Annotated in this window: 18 protein-coding genes; 13 read left to right on the top strand and 5 right to left on the bottom strand. The window is 72.6% G+C overall.

Annotated features, from left to right (window positions below; translation table 11 throughout):
* Positions 1-63 precede the first annotated feature (63 nt).
* Entirely contained in the window at positions 64-1,242 is a 1,179-nt protein-coding gene (locus tag AB1460_RS00920) for a YgfZ/GcvT domain-containing protein (RefSeq protein ID WP_368958592.1), read from the bottom strand.
* Between the two features lie 7 nt (positions 1,243-1,249).
* Positions 1,250-1,684: a Fur family transcriptional regulator gene (locus tag AB1460_RS00915; RefSeq protein WP_368958591.1), complete on the bottom strand. Its 435-nt coding sequence runs from the start codon at positions 1,682-1,684 to the stop codon at positions 1,250-1,252.
* A gap of 430 nt (positions 1,685-2,114) precedes the next feature.
* Between AB1460_RS00915 and AB1460_RS00910 the strand changes: the two genes are divergently transcribed.
* Positions 2,115-2,852: a phosphoglyceromutase gene (locus AB1460_RS00910; protein WP_368958589.1), complete on the top strand. Its 738-nt coding sequence runs from the start codon at positions 2,115-2,117 to the stop codon at positions 2,850-2,852.
* A gap of 124 nt (positions 2,853-2,976) precedes the next feature.
* Here the strand turns inward: AB1460_RS00910 and phoU are convergent, their stop codons facing one another.
* Positions 2,977-3,621, bottom strand: coding sequence for a phosphate signaling complex protein PhoU (gene phoU / locus AB1460_RS00905; protein WP_368958588.1), 645 nt, complete (start codon positions 3,619-3,621; stop codon positions 2,977-2,979).
* A 423-nt stretch (positions 3,622-4,044) separates the two neighbouring features.
* Between phoU and AB1460_RS00900 the strand changes: the two genes are divergently transcribed.
* The 11 genes from AB1460_RS00900 (at position 4,045) to AB1460_RS00850 (ending at position 17,204) form a co-directional block, all read left to right on the top strand.
* Positions 4,045-5,391 (top strand): sensor histidine kinase, encoded by a 1,347-nt coding sequence (locus AB1460_RS00900; protein WP_420497151.1) that lies wholly within the window; start codon positions 4,045-4,047, stop codon positions 5,389-5,391.
* 159 nt (positions 5,392-5,550) lie between these two features.
* Positions 5,551-6,231: a response regulator gene (locus AB1460_RS00895; protein WP_368958664.1), complete on the top strand. Its 681-nt coding sequence runs from the start codon at positions 5,551-5,553 to the stop codon at positions 6,229-6,231.
* Between the two features lie 260 nt (positions 6,232-6,491).
* Entirely contained in the window at positions 6,492-7,718 is a 1,227-nt protein-coding gene (locus AB1460_RS00890; protein WP_368958587.1) for a Ppx/GppA phosphatase family protein, read from the top strand.
* 329 nt (positions 7,719-8,047) lie between these two features.
* Complete coding sequence (locus AB1460_RS00885) at positions 8,048-8,896, top strand: sugar phosphate isomerase/epimerase family protein (RefSeq protein WP_368958586.1); 849 nt, start codon at positions 8,048-8,050, stop codon at positions 8,894-8,896.
* Positions 8,897-8,928: 32 nt separating this feature from the next.
* On the top strand, positions 8,929-9,678 hold the full coding sequence (locus tag AB1460_RS00880) for a class I SAM-dependent methyltransferase (protein WP_368958585.1): 750 nt from the start codon (positions 8,929-8,931) through the stop codon (positions 9,676-9,678).
* 431 nt (positions 9,679-10,109) lie between these two features.
* Positions 10,110-12,308: an acyltransferase family protein gene (locus AB1460_RS00875; RefSeq protein WP_368958584.1), complete on the top strand. Its 2,199-nt coding sequence runs from the start codon at positions 10,110-10,112 to the stop codon at positions 12,306-12,308.
* Positions 12,309-12,409: 101 nt separating this feature from the next.
* Complete coding sequence (gene proC, locus AB1460_RS00870; RefSeq protein WP_368958583.1) at positions 12,410-13,261, top strand: pyrroline-5-carboxylate reductase; 852 nt, start codon at positions 12,410-12,412, stop codon at positions 13,259-13,261.
* Positions 13,262-13,374: 113 nt separating this feature from the next.
* Positions 13,375-13,473, top strand: coding sequence for a 30S ribosomal protein bS22 (locus AB1460_RS00865; protein ID WP_003948845.1), 99 nt, complete (start codon positions 13,375-13,377; stop codon positions 13,471-13,473).
* Positions 13,474-13,723: 250 nt separating this feature from the next.
* Positions 13,724-14,590 carry an SAM hydrolase/SAM-dependent halogenase family protein gene (locus AB1460_RS00860; protein ID WP_368958582.1) on the top strand — a complete coding sequence of 289 codons (867 nt, stop codon included), beginning with the start codon at positions 13,724-13,726 and terminating at the stop codon, positions 14,588-14,590.
* Between the two features lie 200 nt (positions 14,591-14,790).
* Complete coding sequence (locus AB1460_RS00855; protein ID WP_368958581.1) at positions 14,791-15,831, top strand: NAD-dependent epimerase/dehydratase family protein; 1,041 nt, start codon at positions 14,791-14,793, stop codon at positions 15,829-15,831.
* 341 nt (positions 15,832-16,172) lie between these two features.
* On the top strand, positions 16,173-17,204 hold the full coding sequence (locus AB1460_RS00850; RefSeq protein ID WP_368958580.1) for a lysophospholipid acyltransferase family protein: 1,032 nt from the start codon (positions 16,173-16,175) through the stop codon (positions 17,202-17,204).
* Positions 17,205-18,307: 1,103 nt separating this feature from the next.
* Here the strand turns inward: AB1460_RS00850 and AB1460_RS00845 are convergent.
* A complete protein-coding gene (locus AB1460_RS00845) occupies positions 18,308-19,192 on the bottom strand; it encodes an HAD family hydrolase (RefSeq protein ID WP_368958578.1) in 885 nt (294 codons plus the stop codon).
* 204 nt (positions 19,193-19,396) lie between these two features.
* Entirely contained in the window at positions 19,397-20,248 is an 852-nt protein-coding gene (locus tag AB1460_RS00840) for a sigma-70 family RNA polymerase sigma factor (protein WP_368958577.1), read from the bottom strand.
* Between the two features lie 410 nt (positions 20,249-20,658).
* Between AB1460_RS00840 and AB1460_RS00835 the strand changes: the two genes are divergently transcribed.
* Positions 20,659-21,075, top strand: coding sequence for a glutaredoxin family protein (locus AB1460_RS00835; RefSeq protein WP_368958576.1), 417 nt, complete (start codon positions 20,659-20,661; stop codon positions 21,073-21,075).
* Positions 21,076-21,104: the final 29 nt, after the last annotated feature.

The raw sequence follows: 21,104 nt of genomic DNA, 5'->3' as shown, positions 1-21,104 counted from the left end.
TGGCCCTGGCCGCCCTTCCCGCTGGCCCGGCCGGCCTGTCTGCGGGGCCCGGCCAGCCCGAGGTCAGCCCTCGGTGCCCGGACGGTGCAGTCGACCCGCGGGCCGGGTCGGCGCGGCCAGCTCCGCCTCGGGGTCGATCGTCGCCGCGACCTGCGCCCCGTCCGGATCCGTCACGACCAGCGGGGCGCCCGCGCCGGTCGACCGCTTCACCACGGCCAGCGCGATCGGGCCCAGCTCGTGGTGCATCTCGGACGAGCCGACGAAGCCGACGGCCCGCCCGCCCGCGGTGACCGCGCAGCCCGGGGCCGCCACCATGCCGTCCAGGTGCAGGAGCACCAGGCGACGGGGCGGGCGGCCGAGGTTGTGCACCCGTGCCACGGTCTCCTGGCCGCGGTAGCAGCCCTTGTCGAGGTGGACGGCGTTCGTCAGCCAGCCGACCTCGTGCGGGATGGTGCGGTGGTCGGTCTCCCGGTTCAGCCGGGGCCGCCGGTCGGCGATCCGCAGCGCCTCGAAGGCGCCCAGACCGGCGGGTGTGGCACCAGCGGCCCGCAGCCGGTCGGCGGTGGCGGCGAGGTCGGCGCGCGGCACGAGCAGGTCCAGGCCGTACGGCATCCGCCGCAGCAGCGGGCGATGGCCCTCGCCCGCCGCCCCGGCCTGGCCGACCGGGTAGGGGCCGGTGGTCACCGCACCGGCACTCGTGGCTGTGCCGGCGCCGCCACCGGCAGCGGGGACGGTATCGGCGCCGAACACGGCGGCGGCGACCTCGTCCGCCCGCGGGCCGACCAGCGAGAGCACGGCGACGCCCTCGGTCACCTCGGTCGGCTCGACGCGGAGCATGAACTGCATCGACCTCAGGAACGACAGCAGCCGCCCGGAGGTGGTGGGCTCGACGTCGATCCAGACGGCCGCGCCGTCGTCCGCGAGCACGAGGTGATGCTCGACGTGGCCGTGCGGGGAGAGCACCAGCGCCTCGGTGCCGTGCATCGGGGCGAGCTGGGACAGGTGCTGGGAGGTGATGCTGTGCAGCCAGGTCAGCCGGTCCGGACCGGTGATCCGCACCACCTCGCGGTTGGAGCGGTCGACCAGTGCGGCCCCTGTCGTGGCCAGGCGCTGCTCGCGCAGCGGGTCGCCGTAGTGGGCCGCGACCGCGGCATCCGGCTCGGCGGCGGCGACGGCGCCCGGCCACCCGAGCAGCGGGGAGGGGGCCGGGGCGGTGCGGAGGGCCTCGGTGTCGGTGCTCATGACCGGTTCAACGCCGGCCGAGGGCCACGCACTCCGCGCACCGGCCCGCCAGTGTCAGGTGGTCCATGTCGACCACGAAGCCGAGCTCGGCGCGCAGCTCGCCGACGATGCCGGCGAGCCGCTCCGGTGAGATCTCCTGGATGGCGCCGCACGCGCCGCAGACCAGGTGCACATGGGGATCAACTCCGGTGACGTGGTAGGTGGGCGCGCCGTGCCCGAGATGTGCGTGGGAGACAAGCTCGAGCTCCTCGAGCAGGTCGAGAGTGCGGTACACGGTGGAGATGTTCACCGCGCTCGCGGTCTGCCGGACCTCGTGGACGATCGCCTCCGGAGTGGCGTGCCCGAGTTTCGCGACGGCCTCCAGCACGAGCTGCCGTTGCGGCGTGAGCCGGTGCCCGCTCGCGCGCAGCCGGGTGTGCCAGTTATCGACGTCGGCCGCCATGAAGTGAGTCTAGGCCGTGCCGTGCGGTTGCCGTGCCGTGCGGTTGCCGTTCGAACGGTTCACAACGGGCGACCGCGAACAGGCCGTGACGAGTGACGCGGACGACCCGCCGGAAAAACAGATTGCGGCGCCCCCGTGGCGCGCGTAGCGTTCCCGGTACACGAGAAGGGAGGTGGTCCGCGCTTTGTATGCACATAGGACTCGTGAGGTGACTGTCCGCTAGCCGGTCTCGTGGTCCTCACCCCCTGCCGGGTGGCCCTCGGGCACCGGCGCCGGCGAGTACCAGACAGACACCGGGCCCCCGGGTGCCGTCGATCAGTCCCGACGGCCCACTCCGCCTACCAGGCAGAGTGGAAACCCGGGGGTTTTGCGTTGCGGGACGACGCCGTGACACTGGCCGAGGACCGGCCCGAGCGGGCAGGATTCACCTATGCCGACGCTCGTCCTGCTCCGCCACGGCGAGAGCACGTGGAACCGCGAGAACCTGTTCACCGGCTGGGTGGACGTCGATCTTTCCGAGAAGGGCCTCAAGGAGGCGACGCGGGGCGGTGAGCTGCTCCGGGAGGCCGGGGTGCTGCCGGATGTCGTGCACACCTCACTGCTCACCCGTGCGATCCGCACCGCCTGGCTCGCCCTCGACGCCGCCGGGCGCGGCTGGGTGCCGGTGCGGCGTCACTGGCGGTTGAACGAACGGCACTACGGCGGCCTGCAGGGGCTGAACAAGGCTGAGACGCTGGAGAAGTTCGGCGAGGAGCAGTACATGCTCTGGCGCCGCTCCTACGACACTCCGCCCCCGCCCCTCGAGCCGGGCCAGGTCAGCGGCGTGGACGAGCGCTACGCCGACCTGGCTCCCGACGTCATCCCACTGACCGAATGCCTGCGGGACGTCGTGATCCGGATGTTGCCCTACTGGTATGACGCCATCGTCCCGGACCTGCAGGCCGGCCGGACGGTGCTGGTCGCCGCGCACGGCAACTCGCTGCGTGCGCTGGTCAAGCACCTGGACGGGATCTCCGACGCGGACATCGCCGGCCTGAACATCCCGACCGGCATCCCGCTGCGCTACGAGCTCGGCGACGACCTGAAGGTGGTGGACTCGGGCTATCTGGACCCTGACGCGGCCGAGACCGCCGCCGCCGCGGTCGCGGCGCAGGGAAAGAAGAAGTAGAGGACAGCAGAAGACAGAAGACAGAAGGTATCGGAGCGTGCGGAGCTGGCCTGCCCCTGGCTGGTCAGCTCGGCCCGCTGACGGCCGGGTTCGGGTCGGCCGGCTGGGTTCGGGCCGACTTCGGTCAGGCCGGCTTCTCTCCGGTGACCAGGTAGATGACCCGGCGGGCCACCGACACGGCGTGGTCGGCGTACCGCTCGTAGTAGCGCCCGCAGAGGGTGATGTCGATCGCCGCCTCCATGCCGTGCGTCCAGGGCTTCTCGATCAGCACGTGGAACAGGGCGCGGTGCAGGCTGTCCATCGCGTCGTCGTCGGCCTCGAGCTCCTTGGCGAGCTCGGCGTCGCTGCTGGCGATCACCGATCCGGCCTTGGCGACGATGCGCTGGGCGACCTGGCCCATCTGCAGGATCGTGGAGTGCAGCTCCGGCGGAACCGCGCGCCCGGGGTAGCGGCGGCGCGCGACCTTGGCCACGTGGAGGGCGAGGTCGCCCATCCGCTCCAGGTCAGCCACGATGCGCAGGGTGGTGACCATCATCCGCAGGTCGGTCGCGACCGGCGCCTGGCGCGCCATCACGTCGAACGCGCGCTCCTCGATCTCGTTGCGGAGCAGGTCGACCGTCTCATCGGCGCTGATCACGTTCTCGGCCAGCTGCAGATCGGCGTCGAGGAGTGCGGTCGTGGCGCGGGCCATGGCGGAGGCAACCATGTTGGTCATCTCTATGAGTGACCGGTTGATGCTCTCCAGTTCTTCCTGAAAGACGTCCCGCACAGACAGCTCCTTACATCTCGGGGAGGTTCGGAGCACCATTCGATCACAGTCGTTCGGTGGTCCTCGGGGGTTGACGTCCGACGATGAAGCGCAGCTGTCGCCGCCCGGTGAACATCGACGATAGGCCGGATGAACAGCTGGCGACCATCGGCGGTGAATCATTGCGTGGCAAAGCGCGGACGACCTGGTGGGGCCTAGCATTCGGCACGTGGCGGACAGGTCGGGTGTTGTGCTGACTCCTGGTCATCTTTCGTTTCCCGGGGGTTGTGCTACCGGTGACCGGTCGGGCACCCCCCATGGTGCTGCCCGTCGCTGTGAAACGGTCGTGGTGTGGGGTGGCGCAGCGGCGAGGCAGGCCGGCACAGCGAAACGGACCGGCCCGGATCGGACCGGCCCGGATCTGGCCGGCGGGGAGCGGACCCGGTGACCGCGCAGCGGCCTGACCAGGACCTGCATGATGACCAGGCGGAGGGGAGCGGCTCGGTTCCGGTGTCGGGGCGCCGTCCCGCGGCGGGGATGACCGGCCCGCACTCGCTGCCGCCCGCGCTTGTCCGGCAGGTCATCGCGGGGCTGCCCTCCGGGCTGGTCGTGGTGGACACCGAGGACGTCGTCGTGCTGGTCAACTCGGCCGCGCGGCGGATGGGCGTCGTGGACGGGGACCGGCTCGGCGTCATGGAGGTGGCGGACCTCGTCATCGCCTGCCGCCTGGCCGGTGCGGAGCGTAACCGCCAGCTCGATCTGCCGCCGGTGCCGGAACCGCCACTCACCAGGGCGCGACCGGACCAGACCACGCTCGCGGTGTGGGCCTACGCCCGGCCGCTCGGTGACAGCGGGTACGTCTCGGTGCTCCTCGACGACATCACCGACTCCCGGCGGGTCGAGGCCGTGCGGCGAGACTTCGTCGCCAACGTCAGCCACGAGCTCAAGACGCCCGTCGGAGCGCTCCACATCCTCGCGGAGGCGGTGGGCGCGGCCAGCGAGGACCCTGTCGCCGTCCGCCGCTTCGCCTCGAGGATGACGCACGAGTCGGCCCGGCTGGCCCGCCTGGTCCAGGAGATCATCGACCTGTCGCGGCTGCAGGGAGCCGATCCCATGCCGGAGCTCGCGCCGGTGCCGGTGTCCGTCGTCCTCGCCGAGGCTGTCGACCGGAACCGGTTCAACGCCCAGGCCCAGGAGATCTCCGTCGCCGTCATCGGCGCAGGTGGGCTGCGGGTGCGCGGCGACGAGGGCCAGCTGGTGACCGCGGTCGCCAACCTGCTCGACAACGCGATCAGCTACTCACCCCGCGGTACCCGCGTCGTGCTCGGTGTCCGGCGGGTCGCGGAAACAATCGAGATCTCCGTCGCCGACGAAGGCATCGGCATTGCCGAGAAGGACCTCGAAAGGGTTTTCGAGCGTTTTTATCGGGCTGACCCGGCGCGTTCCCGGGCGACCGGCGGAACCGGTCTCGGCCTGGCGATCGTCAAGCACATCGCGACCAATCACGGTGGTTCGGTGAGTGTGTGGAGCGCGGAGGGCCGCGGCTCGACCTTCACGCTCCGGCTGCCGTCCGGCGCGGACGAGCCGGTGCCCCGCGGCGGCGGTGCCGAACGTGCGGTGCGCGCTGATCGCGTCGGTAACGGTGATCGTGCTGATTCGGGGTACAGCGGCACCGCGGTGCTGGACACTGTGCGCGGACCGTCCGGGAGCGACCGGACGTCACAGACAGGTCAGCCGGCGGCGCCGGATGTCTCCTCGGCCGGTCGCGGCGGCGGCGGCAGCGCGGGCTGACCTGACCGCCGGTTTCGACCGGCCTTCTCGCGGTGGCCCCTGTTCCCGGCGCCGAGCCGCTCCGACGGCGCAGGCCGCGCGGCGCGACACCGCGTGGCACGTCGATGTCGTCCCCGGAGATCCCGGCGGACGAGGGAAAGAAAGACAGGGAGCGTGACGGTGACCAGGCTGCTCGTGGTCGAGGACGAGGAGTCCTTCTCCGATGCGTTGTCGTTCATGTTGGAGCGGGAGGGCTTCGAGGTCGCGGTCGTCGGCGACGGGCCGAGCGCGCTGGCCGAGTTCGACCGCCGCGGGGCCGACCTCATTCTGCTCGACCTGATGCTGCCGGGCCTTTCCGGCACCGAGGTCTGCCGGACCCTGCGGGCCCGCTCGACCGTGCCGGTGATCATGCTCACCGCGCGGGACAGCGAGATCGACAAGGTGGTCGGCCTCGAGCTGGGCGCGGACGACTACGTCACCAAGCCGTTCTCGGCGCGCGAGCTCGTCGCGCGGATCCGCGCGGTGCTGCGACGCCGGGTGGAGACCGAGGAGATCTCCGACACCACGCTGGAGGTCGGCCGGGTGCGGATGGACGTCGAGCGCCACGTCGTGACGGTCGACGGCGACCAGGTGGCGCTGCCGCTCAAGGAGTTCGAGCTGCTGGAGATGTTCCTGCGCAACGCCGGCCGGGTCCTCACCCGCGGACAGCTGATCGACCGGGTCTGGGGGTCGGACTACGTGGGAGACACCAAGACGCTGGACGTCCACGTGAAGCGACTACGAACCAAGATCGAGGCGGAGCCGGGGGTGCCGCGCCATCTGGTGACCGTACGTGGGCTTGGTTACAAGTTCGAGCCCTGATCCCCTCCCCCTCCCGGGCGGCCGCGGCAGCGGCACTACCGTCGACGGACGCCCCGGAGCGGTCGGGATTCCGGGGCTGACCCGCTGCGCGGCGTACTGGTCACGGGACGTCAGCAAGGGCATACACAGGGGGTGACCAGCTCGGTGGCACAGGGTCGTGGGGCAACAGGTCGTGGGGAAGCGGGTCGAGAGCTGGCGGGTCGAGGGGCAGCGGGTCGCAGCGGCGGCGCGGCCATGGCTGTCCGGGCAGGTGGTCGGCAGTGCGGTTGAGGCCCACCCTGATTCGCCGGGGTCCCGGCGCCGGTGACATCGACCTGCCCGAGCCGCCGGAACCACGCTGGGGCCTGCCCGTGGCGGACGCCGAGACTCCGGCCGCGGCTGAAGTCCCGGCCGCGGTTCCGGCCGCGTTTGCGGTCACGGCCCCCACGCAGCCCGACGCGGTCGAGGCGGGGCAGGTGGGGGAGTTGGACAGGACCAGCGCGCGGGGGGCGTCCGCGCACACGCATGGCCCCATGCGGCTCGGCGTCATCGACATCGGCTCGAACACCGTCCACCTGCTGGTGGTCGACGCGCACCGTGGTGGCCAGCCGCAGCCGGCCGCGAGCGTGCGGGTGCCGTTGCGGCTCGTCGAGCTGCTCGACAGTGAAGGCCGCCTGTCGGACACCGGTGAACGCGCGCTGACCGACTGCATCCACGAGCTGCGGACGCACGCACAGGACCTGAACGTGGTCGACCTTGTGGCGTTCGCCACGTCGGCGGTCCGCGAGGCGCCGGACGGGGACGCCGTCCTCGCCCGCCTGCGGGCTGACACCGGGCTGTCGGTCACAGTGCTGCCGGGCGAGGCCGAGGCGCGTCTCACCTTCCTGGCGGTCCGTAGGTGGTTCGGCTGGAGCGCGGGTCGCCTGCTCGCCCTCGACATCGGCGGCGGCTCGCTGGAGATCGGCGCCGGGATGCACGAGGACCCGGACGTCGTCGCCTCCCTCCCGCTCGGCGCGAGCCGGCTGACCAGGAACTGGCTGGGCGAGAACGACCCACCCAAGCGGGCCGAGCTGAGCGAGCTGCGGCGCTACGTCCGCGCGCAGATCGCTCCGGTCGTCGGCTCGCTCTACAGCGTCGGGGAGCCGACCCGGGCCGTGGCGACGTCGAAGACGTTCCGCTCGCTGGCCCGGATCGCCGGCGCGGAGCCGTACGGGCGGGGCCCGTACGTGCGGCGGGTGCTGCGCCGGGCCGACCTGGTGGACGTCACCGCCCGGGTGTGCCGGATGTCGGTGGCGGAGCGCGCGGCCCTGCCCGGAGTGTCCGTGTCGAGGGCAGGCCAGCTGATCGCTGGCGCCGTCGTCGCCTCCGAGGCTCTTGACCTGCTCAACCTGGACGAGGTGGAGATCTGCCCCTGGGCCCTGCGCGAAGGGGTGATCCTGCGCCGGCTCGACCTGCTGACCTCCGGTCTGGACGGCCCGCGCGCGCTCCCGCCCGTCGCGGGGGGATGACTCTCGCCGACGGTGGTCCGCGGAGTATGGCCTAGCCTGGATGGAGGGACCGGTTCCTCACCGGTCCGGGGCGGGCCCCGTGCGGCGAGCCGTCCGGCAGCCTGCGCCCCAGGTTCTGACAGGGAGTCGACGTGCAGCCACGCGGTGCCAGGAGGCGGTCGGCGCCGGTGGCACCGACGGCGGAGACAACCCCGCCGCCGGCGCCACCAGCCGGCCTCGTCACGCCACGGCAGGAGACCACGCCGGGTGTGACATCAGGTCCGACGCCAGGTGTTCCGACGCCAGGTGTTCCAAGGCCAGGCGTGTGGACGCCAGGTGGGCGACCAGGTGTGAGATCGGGTCTGGCGCCGGGCGGGTCGGCCGCCCGGCCGGGGTCCGGTGGGCTGATCGCGCTGTCCACGGCGTCCACGTACCCGGAGTCGACGGCCACCTCGTTCGAGATGGCGGCCCGGCTCGGCTACGACGGCGTCGAGATCATGGTCTGGACGGACCCGGTCAGCCAGGACCCGCAGGCGCTGCGACGGCTCCGCGACTACCACGGCATCCCGATCCTGGCCGTGCACGCGCCCTGCCTGCTGCTGACCCAGCGGGTGTGGGGCACCGACCCGTGGGCCAAGCTGCAGCGCGCGCGCTCGGTGGCCGAGGCGCTCGAGGCACCCACGGTCGTCGTGCACCCCCCGTTCCGGTGGCAGCGGGACTACGCCCGCGAGTTCGTCGCGGGCATCGATCGGATGGCGGGGGAGACCGACGTCCGCTTCGCGGTGGAGAACATGTTCCCGCTGCGCGCGCGGGGCCGCGAGGTCTCGGCCTACGCGCCCGACTGGTCCCCCGTCGACGACGAGTACCGCCATGTCACGCTCGACCTCTCCCACACCAGCGTCTCCCGGTCGGACGCGATGGCGATGGCGGACCACCTCGGCGACCGGCTCGCCCACATCCACATGGCCGACGGCACCGGGCTGGCCAAGGACGAGCACCTGGTCCCCGGCCGCGGCACCCAGCCGTGTGCCGCGCTGCTGGAGCGGCTCGCCGTGAACGGTTTCGACGGCACCGTCGTCGTCGAGATCAACACCCGCCGGGCGGAGTCGCGTGACCAGCGGGAGGCCGACCTCGCGGAGGCGCTGGCCTTCACCCGGCTCAACCTGGCCGCCCCGGCCGGCGTCCCGTCGGCGACGTGACGCGGGCCGCCGGATAGGTCCACTATCGGTGCGTGAGCCCCGGATCACTCTTCGACCCGCTGGCCGACGCCTATGACCAGGCTCGGCCGAGCTATCCCGACCAGCTCTTCGTCGATCTGGAGATGCTGGCCGGGCGTCCCGTCGCCGGGGCCGGCGTCGTCGATGTCGGTGCCGGGACGGGGATCGCCACCCGGGCGATGCTCGCCCGCGGCGCCCGGGTCCTGCCCGTCGACCTGGGCCCGGTGATGCTCGACCGGCTGCGGCGGCACAGCCCCGATCTGCCCGTGGTCCGGGGGGACGGGGAGGCACTGCCGTTGCGCGATGCCTGTGCCGACCTGGTCACCTACGCCCAGGCCTGGCACTGGGTGGGGGTGCCCGCCGCCGCGGCGGAGGCGGCTCGGGTGCTGCGTCCGGGCGGCTCGCTCGCCATGTGGTGGAACGACGTCGACGCCGAGGACTTCCACTGGTACCAGCGTCAGCAGGACAGGCTGGAGGCGATGAGCCCCGGCTACACCCGGGACTACCGCAGCCGTCCCTTCGCCGAGGAGCTGCGCTGGACCGGGCTGTTCGCCGAGGTTGTCACCGTGACCTGTCGGTGGCACCGGGAGATCGACCTCGATCTGTACGAGACGTGGCTGCGCTCGAAGTCGTTCGTCGCCGCGATCGGTGACCGGCTCGAGGACTTCCTCGCCGCCGAGCGCCGTTCGCTGCTGCGCTCCTTCCCGGACGGCATGATCATCGAGCCTTTCCGCACGGTGCTGGTGGTCGCCCGGCTCCCCTGAGGGTCGCGCTGCCCGCATCCGCGCGCCCGTGCCCGCGCGCCCGGGCCCGACCGCCGGTGGCCGCTTGATGCCGAGGTCCTGGCGTTCCGGTGTGGCGGTCCGGCAGGCACGTAGGTGAATGTCTGATAAAGGGCGTCCGCTATCGTTTTGCTGGTTCGTGGGTTTCTGGCCGACTTGTCGGTCGTGACCTTGTCCGCGGATGGCGGGGCGGTCGACTCCTCCCCGGCCGTGGATGGACGACTGTCCAGGGATGGCCGGGGTGCCCCTGCCCGGTTCGCCGCGGTCTCCCTGGCTGGACGAGGAGACGCGCGATCGTGAGAGCCGGTTCCCGGTCTGTGACCGACGGCCCGCCGGGCTCTGGGCGTCCTGGAGGTCGGCGCCGCGCTATGCCCGAAATGTCTGGAGTGTCCGGAGTGTCGAGGGTTCCCGGGGTGCCGGCGTCGAGGCGCGCGAGCGCCGCGGAGGCAACCGCCGCGGCGAAGTTCGCCTACAACCCGGCGCTCGACGGCCTGCGCGTCGTCTGCATCTACATCATCCTCGCCGGCCACATGGGCGCGATCCACGCCAGCAACGTCGCCGTGGACATGTTCTGCGTGCTGAGCGGCTTCCTGATCACGACCCTGCTGGTGGCCGAGCAGGCCCGGACGGGCACCGTCTCGATCGGGCGCTTCCTGGTGCGGCGGGCGTTCCGGCTGATGCCGGGGATGTGGTTCTACCTGCTCGTCGGTCTCGCCGTGACGGTCGTCTTCAAGTGGGACGACATCGCCTACCGCAACGAGTACATCAAAAGCGCGCTGAGCGCCTTCTTCAACGTCAACAACTGGTACAAGGTCGCCCACCCGGAGGGCGGCGGCCGCTGGCTGGCCCACGTCTGGTCACTGTCGATGGAGGAGCAGTTCTACCTGGTCTGGCCGTTCGCGTTCGTGCTGTTCGCACGGTCGGCACGACTGCGGCCCTACCTGCTCGTGTTCCTGATCGCGTCGATCGGCATCGTCCTGGGCTGGACGTACGTCCTCGCCGCGAACGGCGCCCCGCGCACCCGGATCTACCTGGCGGCCGACACCCACATCGCGCCGCTGCTCATCGGCGCCCTGGTCGCGGTCTGGCGGGACAACCGCCTGCGGGCCCTTGCCGGCCCGGCCAGTCGGGACGACGCCGCCGCAGGGAAGCCCGGTACGGGCGGGCAGAGGGCGGCGGCCGACCGCTCCGGTGGCGACCGGAGCCGCGGTGCCTCCTCCGCGGCCACGCGCGCCGCGGTCGGGCGCTGGACGACGGGCCGCCGGCTCGGCGCTCTCGGCCTGCCGGCCGCGATCGTGATGCTGCTCCTCTGTTTCCTGGGGCCGTCCAAGGAGGCGCACGACCCGAACTGGATCGACTACACGGCCTACGTGCCGACCGCCGTCCTCGGCGCCATCCTGATCATCGGCGCCGACGTGAACCGGGACGCCACCTGGGTGCGCCTGCTCGGCCATCCGAAGATGGCCTGGCTCGGGAAGATGACCTACACCATCTACCTGTGGCACTACCCCTTCATCTCGGCCGCGGCAGGCCAGCTCGTGCCCCGGATCGGTCTGTGGCCCGCGGTTTTCGTCGCCGCCGTGGCCACCACCATCACCGCCTACGTGGTGAACTCCTTTGTCGAGAAGCCCATCCAGGCCCGCCGGCCGAAGTGGTCGGACACCCCGCGCGGCCCGGCCCGTCCCGCCGCCGACGAGGCTGCCCGCCCGCCGGTCAGCCTCGGTGACGGCGACCGGCCGGGCCGGGACGACCGGATGGATCGTCGTGACCGGACGGACCGTGGTGACCGGACGGACCATGGCGACCGGACGGACCGCGGCCGGCCGGCCGGCGAGCGTGGCGGACGGGATCTGGTCGACCTGCCCGAGCTGTCGGACCTGCCGGAGCTGGCCGACCTGCCGGATCCGCGGGAGCCGCTGGATCCCCGGGGTGTGCCAGGGCCGAGGGAGCCGCGCCAACCGGAGCCGGTGGGCACGCAGTCCTGGGCCGAGGCGGACGTCGACTGGGTGGATGAGGGCTACCCCCTGCGCGACCGGGATCCCCGCCAGGTGCCGCCGCAGGCCGACCGCCGCGACCGGGTGGGCGCACCCGGTGCCACCGACTTCGGGGGGCCGCGTCCCGGCTCGGTCACCTACGACCGCCCGGACGGTCCGCCGGTGTACGAGCACGGGCCCGCGGTGGGCTCCGGTCGCCCGGGCGGCTGGAGCGAGCCGACACCCGTGCCGGACTGGGCCGCCTACCCGGCGCTGCGCGGCGGGCCGGACACCCGCGTCGGCGTCGGCGTGACCCCGGCACCGGCCGACCCGCGGGCGGCCGGAGCCACTGTGGTCGGCGAGACCATGAACCTGCGCCTGCCTGCGATCGCCGACCCCGGCGCCGAAGCAGGGCGCCGCCCGAGTCCGCCTCCCGGGCACGAGCCCGGCCGCCACGGGCAGCACGGCCACTACGGTGAGGAGCCGGTGTACGGGCACGCGGGCCGGACGCCGGCACCCGCCGACCGGGACCATGCGGCGGGGCCGCCGACGGGTGACCGCGGTGCGCGGGCCGGCCGCCCGGCAGCCGAGCCCGACCCGCTGTTCGGGCCGATGCCCGGTGCGGGCGAGGGCTGGTAGGAACGCTGTGGGAACGCGCGGGTCCGGGAGGTCGTAGCCTGCACCGGCGGCGCCGCTGCCCGGCTGGCAGGTGGCGGGCGGTGGAGCTGAGGGAGTGATCTGTGCAGGGCAGGAGCGTTCTCGCGATCGTCGGGGTGGGTCGGCTCGGTGGCGCGCTGCTGTCCGGCCTGCTGCGGGCCGGGCGGGCGCCGTCCGACGTGCTCGCGGCGGAGCGGGACGAGCGTCGGGCCGCGGAGATCGCTGCGTCGTTCGGTGTGAAGGTGGTCGACCCGCCGGCCGCGGTGGCCGAGGCCGAGGTCGTCGTCCTGGCCGTCAAGCCACAGGACATGGGTTCCGTGCTGGCGGAGATCCGCGACCATGTGCGGCCCGGGGCGCTGGTCGTCTCGGTGGCGGCCGGCGTGACGTCCGCCTTCGTCGCCGAGCGGATGCCGCCGGGGACCGCCGTCGTGCGGGTCATGACGAACACCCCGCTGCTCGTGGACGAGGCGATGTCGGCCCTGTGCGCCGGCCCCGGGGCCGGCGACGAGCACCTCGCCGCCGTCGAGGAGATGCTGCGCCCGGTCGGGCGGGTCGTGCGGGTGAGCGAGGCCCAGCTCGACGCGGTCACGGCACTCTCCGGCAGCGGCCCGGCCTACTTCTTCTACCTGATCGAGGCGATGATCGAGGGCGGGGTGCTGCTGGGGCTCCCGCGGGCACTCGCGGCCGAGCTGGTGGTGCAGACCGCCGCCGGCTCCGCGCGGATGCTGCGCGACGCGCCCGGTCCCGGAGGCGCGGGTGGTGCTGGTGGTGCTGGTGGGAACGAGCATCCGTCCCTGCTGCGCGAGGCGGTCACCTCGCCGGGCGGCACCACGATCGCGGCGCTGCGCCAGCTGGACCGGGGCGGTGTCCGGGCAGCCGTCCTGGACGCGGTGGAGGCGGCGTGCGCCCGCTCCCGCGAGCTCGGCGCCTCCTGACATGTGCCAGCTCGGCATCGACGTCCGCTGCGAAGGTGCACCGGTTGCCGGGCAGCAGGGTTCCGGCGGGTAGGCTCGCTCGGAAAAACTTCGTCAACAGATCGGTCGGGTTCGTGGGTTCAGTAATCAAGAAGCGTCGCAAGCGGATGGCCAAGAAGAAGCACCGCAAGCTGCTCAAGCGCACACGGGTTCAGCGCCGCAACAAGAAGTAGCGGGCCGCGGGCGGCGGGGGCGGGCGAGTACCGGGTGCCGGTGATGCCGGGTGCCGGTCACCGCCGACGCCGCCGGCCGCTGCTGCGCGGAATGTTCTGGTCGCCGGGCTCGACCCCGTACTGCGGGCGCCCGCGCACCCTCATGTAACGTCTCCGTTTCACTCCGTGTGCTCCTTCGTGCTTGCTCCGTGAGCGTATGGCACGCTGGTCGGGTGGCCGGCAACGGCGCCGGCCAGGCACAGGGGGTTCGATGGCCAGCGCGTGGATCACATTCATGTCGGACTACGGGGTGGACGGCGCCTGCGTCGGCGTCTGCCACGGCATCATCGCCAGGCACGCGCCGGAGGCCAGGGTCCTCGACCTGTGCCACTCGATCGAGCCGCAGGACGTCGGCCAGGCCGCGGTGACCCTCGTCGGCGCCATCGGCTACCTCCCGTCCGGCATTCACCTGATCGTGGTCGAGCAGCTCGACGCCAGCGGCTACACCCGCGGCATCGTCGTCCGCTCCGCGGACGGGTCGCTGTTCGTCGTGCCGGACAACGGCGTTGCCTCGCTTGGCTGGGAGCTCCTCGGTGGTGCCGAGGAGGCCTACGAGATCTCCAACCCGGACCTGTGGCTGCCGCTGCCGACCGCGGTGTTCCGCGGCCGCGACGTGTACGCGCCGGTCGCCGCACGGCTCGCCACCGGGCTCTCCCCGGCGGACGTCGGCCCGCGGCTCGACGTCGCCGAGCTCGTCTCGGTCGAGCCGCGTACCTGCCATGTGGACGACGACCACGTCCACGGCGAGGTGGTGTCGGTGGACCACTTCGGGAACCTGTCCCTGAACATGACCCGCGCCGAGCTCGAGGCGGCCGGCATCCTGCTCGGCGACCGCGTCGAGGTGCGGGCCGACGCGCGGCTCAACACGATGCCCTTCGCCCACACCTACGGCGAGGTCGCCGCCGGCGAGCTGGCGCTCTGCGAGGACGCCCTGCGCCAGGTCATGATCGCGGTGAACTGCGGGCGGGCGGCCGAGGTGCTCCGGCTGCGGCGCGGAGACTCCGTCGTGGTCGCGCAGGTGCCCCGCACCGGCCCGCGGACGGCCACCGCCGTCGCCGCGGCGCGCGGCCTGCGGTGAGGCCCCAGGCGGTCCAGCGGTTCTGACATCCGTGGGCGCAGGTGGTGGTTCGGGTATCCCGATCGGCCTTACGCTACGCTAAGTAGCGCCTCTGGTGGCTGGTTGTGACGCTGTGCAGCTAAGGGGGTCGCGCGCGGCGTACGATGACCCGCAGGGCCGGCCGCTGGTCGACCTCGGAGAGTTCTGCGCGGGAGGCGTCCATGAGGCCACGTCGCGTTCTTGTGACGGGGGTGTCGCGTCCCCTGGGGGCTCAGGTCGCGGCGGCGCTCGCCGCTGACCCGGAGATCGTCGACATCGTCGGGGTCGACACGATCGCCCCGACGGAGGATCTCGGGCGCACCCAGTTCGTCCGGGTGGACATCCGCAATCCGCTGATCGCCAAGGTCGTCTCGACCGCGGAGATCGACACCGTGCTGCACCTGAGCGTGCTGGCGACACCGCTCGGCGCCGGCGGGCGGACGGCGATGAAGGAGATCAACGTCATCGGGACGATGCAGCTCCTCGCCGCCTGCCAGAAGGCCCCCGGGGTCCGCAAGCTGGTGGTCAAGTCGACGACGTCCATCTACGGCTCGTCGCCGCGGGACCCGGCGCTGTTCACCGAGGAGATGGAGCCGCGCGGATTCCCCGGCGGTGGGTACGCCAAGGACGCCGTCGAGGTCGAGGGGTACGTCCGCGGCTTCGGGCGGCGGCGTCCCGACATCGCGGTGACGGTGCTGCGGCTGGCGAACGTGCTGGGCCCCGGGGTCGACACGCCGCTCGCCCGGTATCTCGACCTGCCGGTGGTCCCCACCGTTCTCGGATTCGACCCGCGCATCCAGCTTCTGCACGCCGACGACGCGATGGCCGTCCTGCTGAAGGCCGCCAGCGAGAACCACGCCGGGACATTCAACGTGGCGGGCGACGGCGTCCTGCTGTTGTCCCAGGCGATCCGGCGGGCCGGGCGACCGCCGCTGCCGGTACCCTTCCCGGCCGTCGGCTCGCTGGGCAACATCGCGCGCCGGCTGCGGCTTGTCGACTTCTCCTCCGAACAGCTCGGGTTCCTCGCGCACGGGCGCGCGGTGGACACCACCAGGCTCAAGGAGGTTTTCGGCTACGTCCCGCGGTACTCGACCGTCGCGACGTTCGACAGTTTCGTGCGGCACCGGCAGCTGCGGTTCACCATTGACCACGACCTGGTCACACGGGTGGAGCACGGCCTTCGCGGCGCGCTCGCCGGTCGCCGGTCCGCCGGGGCATCCTGATGGGCGGCCAGCCCGGAGAGCCGGGGAGAGAGGCCGATGTGCCGATGCCGCCGCAGGGACGTATGCCGCCGCAGGGACGTACCGGCCCGGCCACGCCGGGGAGGTCCGACCTGCCGGCCGGGGGAGCGGGCCAGTCAGACCAGCCCAGACCGGCGAGATCGCCGAGATCGAACGGGTCCGCCGGGTCCGCCGGGTCCGCCGGGTCGAACGGATCGGGCCGGCGGAGCAGACCGGTCGGCGGTGCAGCCAGAGCGAACGGGGCGGTCGGCTCGCGTCGGGCGAACGGCTCCCGCGTCGCGCGAGGCGGGAAGGACAGGGCCACGACCCGGCCCGCTGCCGCAGTGACGGCGGAGCCATCGCCCCGCCCGGCGCCCGAGCTCGGGCCGGAGTTCGAGTTCGGGGCGGAGAGCGGGCTCGGTGCCGAGGACGGATTCGATACCGATACTGATACCGCCGCTACCGCCGCTACCGCCGCGGATGGCGGATTCGATGCCGAGGCCGATGCCGATGCGGAGGAACGAGCCGCCGATCCCGGGGATCTGGAGCGGGCGCTGGCCGAAATGCTCGCCTTTCTCCGCCGCCGCATCACCGGCGAGTACACCGTGGACGAGCACGGTTTCGACGTCGATCTGACCGAGCATGTCGTGGCGCCGCTGCTGCGGCCGATCTACCGCAGCTACTTCCGGGTCGAGACCCGGGGGCTGGAGAACATTCCGGACGAGGGCGGGGCGTTGGTGGTCTCGAACCACTCCGGCACGATCCCGATGGACGCGCTGATGACCGCCGTGGCCATCCTCGACCACCATCCGGCCCACCGACACCTGCGGATGCTCGCCGCAGATCTGGTCTTCGCGGTGCCGTTCCTCGCGCCGCTGGCCCGCAAGACGGGCAACACCCTGGCCTGCCAGGCGGACGCCGAGCGGCTGCTCGGTGCCGGCCACCTCGTGGGGGTGTGGCCGGAGGGCTTCAAGGGAATCGGCAAGCCGTTCAGCGAGCGGTACAAACTGCAGCGGTTCGGCCGCGGCGGTTTCGTCTCGGCTGCGCTGCGGACCGGGGTGCCGATCGTGCCGTGCACCGTGGTGGGCGCGGAGGAGATCTACCCGATGATCGGCAACTCCCGGACACTGGCGCGGGTGCTGGGGCTGCCGTACCTGCCGATCACGCCGACGTTCCCGTGGCTGGGGTTGCTCGGTCTTGTCCCGCTGCCGAGCAAGTGGATCATCGAGTTCGGTGAGCCGGTGGACACGGCCGGCTACACGGCGGCCGCGGCCGACGACCCGATGCTCGTCTTCGAGCTGACCGACCGCATCCGGGAGACGATCCAGCACACGTTGTACGGCCTGCTGATGCAGCGCCGCTCGGTGTTCTTCTGACCCACGCGCCCGGCGGGCGGGGCCGGGCGGAGGCCGTGCCCGCGGCCCGCCAGGCGATGTCGGCCACGGTGGCACCGGTGTTGGAAAACGGGTCTGCGCCACCTGCCGACGTCCCGTCGAAGGTCATGATCGTCGGGTCGAGGTGACGCGCAGGCGCGGGTTGCCTGGCCGCCGAAGGCTGGTGGATGTCGTGCGGACGGTGACGGCGGTGGACGGTACGCCGGCGACCCGTCGAGCCGGGTTGTTCACCCGCTCACCGCGGGCTCCAGGAATGCCATCAAGCCGCAGTGGGACCTGAACCCGCGGTGAAAGGTGTCAGTGGTGCCAGATTCTCGCGTGCCGATCCCCGGTCTCGTGTCGCCCGGTCGAAGGCGGAACCCGGTGACCTGGCCTGGTGATGTGGCGGGCGGATGTGCTGACGGGTCCCGAGGGGAACGGTGGGTTCAGGGGGGCGGCAGCGGTGCGGCCATGACGGTGGCTGGCCGCAGTGCGTGGCACCGGTGGGACGTCGGCTGGCGGCGACAGTGCGGCGGCGCCGATCTGGTAGCGGCTGGAATCTGACATCACTGACACATTGGGCGAGGGGCTGGGCTGACCGTTCGCCTGGCGAGACCACCTTTCGGTGGTCTTTCTGGGAGATACCTTGACGGTGGCGGAGGTGGGCATTCCGCAAGGCCTCGGAAAGTAGAGGCCACGGCGAGCCCCTTAGTTTCCGTCGTCCACACAACTGCCCGCTGCCGCCGATGCTCGGCGCGACCCGGCTCCGGAGAGGTCGGAGAACGGCTGGTCGGCGGCTTGGCGGCGGCCCTGAGGGCCGCCGCGGGGGCGGTGGGACCGGTCCGGCGGGCCGCCCCGTCCGCCCGGTAGGAGGGTGCGGACGTCCCGGCGTTGGCTGCCAGTGCGCGTCAGACGGGTTTGCCGTGCCTGGGCGCCGTTCCGGTCCGGCGGGCGTGACGGTCGTCGGGACGTCCCGGGCGATGGTCGGGGCCAGTTTCCGACACCGGTGTCACCCGGCGGCCGAACACCCCCGGTAAGCGGTCAGGCCGGCCCGGCCCCGGTCTCAGCCTGGGCCCCACCCCGAGCCGGCCCGGTGGGCAGCCTCGTCAGGCTCCGCCGTAGCGGCGGCGCAGCGCCATGCCGGCGGCCACGCCGCCGCCGAGGGCGCCGAGCCCGGCGGCCGTCGGGATGCCGATCCTGGCCGCCTTGCGGGCGGTGCGGAAGTCCTTGATCAGCCAGTCCCGCTCCCTGGCGACCGCGCGCAGGTCGGGATCCGGGTTGATGGCCACCGGATGCCCGACAAGCGAGAGCATCGGCAGATCGTTGATCGAGTCCGAGTAGGCCCAGCACCGGGACAGATCGAGTCCCTCGCGTTCGGCCAGTGCCTGCACGGCCGCGCCCTTGGCCGGCCCGTGCAGCGGCTCGCCGACGAGGCGCCCGGTGTAACAGCCGTCCGCGACCTCGCTGACGGTGCCCAGCGCGCCGGTGAGGTTCAGCCGCCGGGCGATGATGGACGCCAGCTCGACGGGGGTCGCGGTGACGAGCCAGACCCGCTGCCCGGCATCGAGGTGCTGCTGGGCCAGGGCGTGCGTGCCCGAGTAGATCTGCTGCGCCATCCGCTCGTCGTAGATCTCCTCGCCGTAGCGGACGATGTCGGTGACGTCGCGCCCGGCGACGAAGGCGAGCGCGGCCTCACGGGCGTCCCGCATGCCGTTCGGGTCCTCGAGGCCGCGCACCCGGTAGCTGATGTGCTGCCAGCCGAACTTGAGCAGGTCCCGGGAGTCGAAGAAGTCGCGTGCGGCCAGGCCGCGGGCGAAGTAGAAGATCGAAGCGCCGGCCATCATCGTGTTGTCGACGTCGAAGAAGGCCGCGGCGGACTCGTCCGGCGGGGGCTTCGCCACCTCCTCGGCGGCAACCTTCAAAGCGGCCGTGGCGGCCGCCTCCGCCGCCTCGCGGCCGTGCAGATGATCCTTGCGCCGTCGCACCCTCATGTCATCGGGCTCGCGGCATGGAGGCCCCGGCGTTCACGCCGGGAAGGGAACGCCGTTCGACGCTGGAACGCATGTTCGATCCTTTCGGTAGAATCGTGGCATGCCCGCCTGCGGGCGCCGGAGGAGATCCGGCTGCCCGAGCCCGTGGGCGGCGCCGTCAGCCTACGACCCCGGCAGCCCCGGGAAGCCAGCGCCGGCCCGCTGTCAGTCTCCACGTGACGTGGGCAGGCTGCGGGCAAGGGCACGCACGGCCCGTAGCTGCAGTGCCCGCACCGCCCCCTCCTTCTTGTTCATCGCCTGTGCGGTCTCGCGCACCGACAACCCCTCGAGAAACCGCAGCGTGACGCATTCCCGCTGCTCCGAGCCCAGTGAGCTGACGGCCTGGAGCAGGTCGCGCAGGCTGAGGGCGGACAGGACGGTGTCCTCCGGCCCCGGGACGGACGTGCGCAGGCCCACACCACTCTCGGCGGTGGCGAACAGGTCGGCAGCCGGGAACTCCAGCCGGGCCCGGCCCGAGCGGGCGAGGTCGACGATGTGGTTGCGGGCGATGGTGACCAGCCACGCGCCGATGTCGCGACCCTGCCATTCGAAGGTCGAGATCCTGGTCAGCGCACGGAGGAACGTCTCGGAGACCACGTCCTCGGCGACCGCACGGTTGCCGCCGACACGATAGAAGGCGAAGCGGTAGACGAAGTCGGCGTAGCGGTCGTAGATCTCGCCGAACGCATCCCGCTCCCCGCGGCGGGCCCGGTGGATGAGGTCGGCGTCCACCGGCGGGTCCGGCGGGCGCGCCACGGCCGCCGGCTGCGGCCGGTCCACCAGGCCTGGCAGTCCCCGCAGGTCCGGCCGGCCAGCTGGCTCCGGCGGGTGCTGCGGCTCCGACGCGTCGACGCGGGTGGCATCCCCGGCGGTTGTGCGGGACATGACAGCGGCGGTACCGAGCAGTGGCAGCAGGGCGAGCAGGCGTCCCAGGACGGGCGTGGCACGTGGGACGTGGCCGCCGACGCCACCGGCGATCCCGCCGCGCGCGATCGCCGGTGCGATCAGCAGGCGCACGGTGTCTCCGCCGGCCGGGCGCCCACGCGCCCGGCCGGTCGCGCCGCCGTCCGTCGGATGCCCCACCCGGCTGCGGGCGCCGCGGTGACAGTTCCGGCGGCAAGAACTCCGGCGGGGACGGTTCGGGCGGGATCGGTTCCCCGGGAAGAAGCCCTGGCATGAACGATGCCGGTTGCCCCGTGCCGCGACCGTCGACGAGAGGGGCGCGTAGTGGCGCACATACGGGCTCCCGGCAAGGACGTCGCGGGCGGTGATGGGCGCCACCACCATAGCCGTCGGGTAGCTGAGTGTAGCCAGGAGGCCCGTCCAGGGAGACCGGGTACCGTAATGCGCCGCCGGTCGCCGACGGACAGTGGGTCGTCACCCGATGGTAGGTATCCGTGCGCCGCGGAAGCACTATCGTCGCTGGGGTGATCGACGCCCGTGCAGCGAACTCCGAACGGCAGCATCCTCCCGGGCCCGGTGATCCCGCCCCGGGCGCCGGGCCGAGCCACCGCGGCGCCGGCGCCAGCGCCGGTTCCAGCGGCAGCGCCGGCTTCGGCGACGATGCGGCCACGACCCGGATCGAGCTGCTGACCAGGGCCGGCTGTCACCTGTGCGACGACGCGCGGCAGGTGATCGCGCGGGTCGGCGCGGAGCTGGGTGTCAGCTGGCGGGAGACCGATGTCGATGCCGACCCGGCCGCTGCCGACGCCTACGGGGACCGGGTGCCGGTCGTTCTCGTGGACGGTCGGGAGCACGGCTACTGGCGGGTCGAGGAAGAGCGGCTGCGCCGGGCGCTCGCCGGCGACCGGTGGTCCTGGCGGTCGGGGCGTTCCGCCCGGTAGGGGGCGACCTGGGCCGCCGGCCGGGGTGG

Source organism: Parafrankia sp. FMc2, from assembly GCF_041008525.1.
Lineage (GTDB): Bacteria > Actinomycetota > Actinomycetes > Frankiales > Frankiaceae > Parafrankia.
This window is presented reverse-complemented; position numbering and strand designations above follow the sequence as displayed.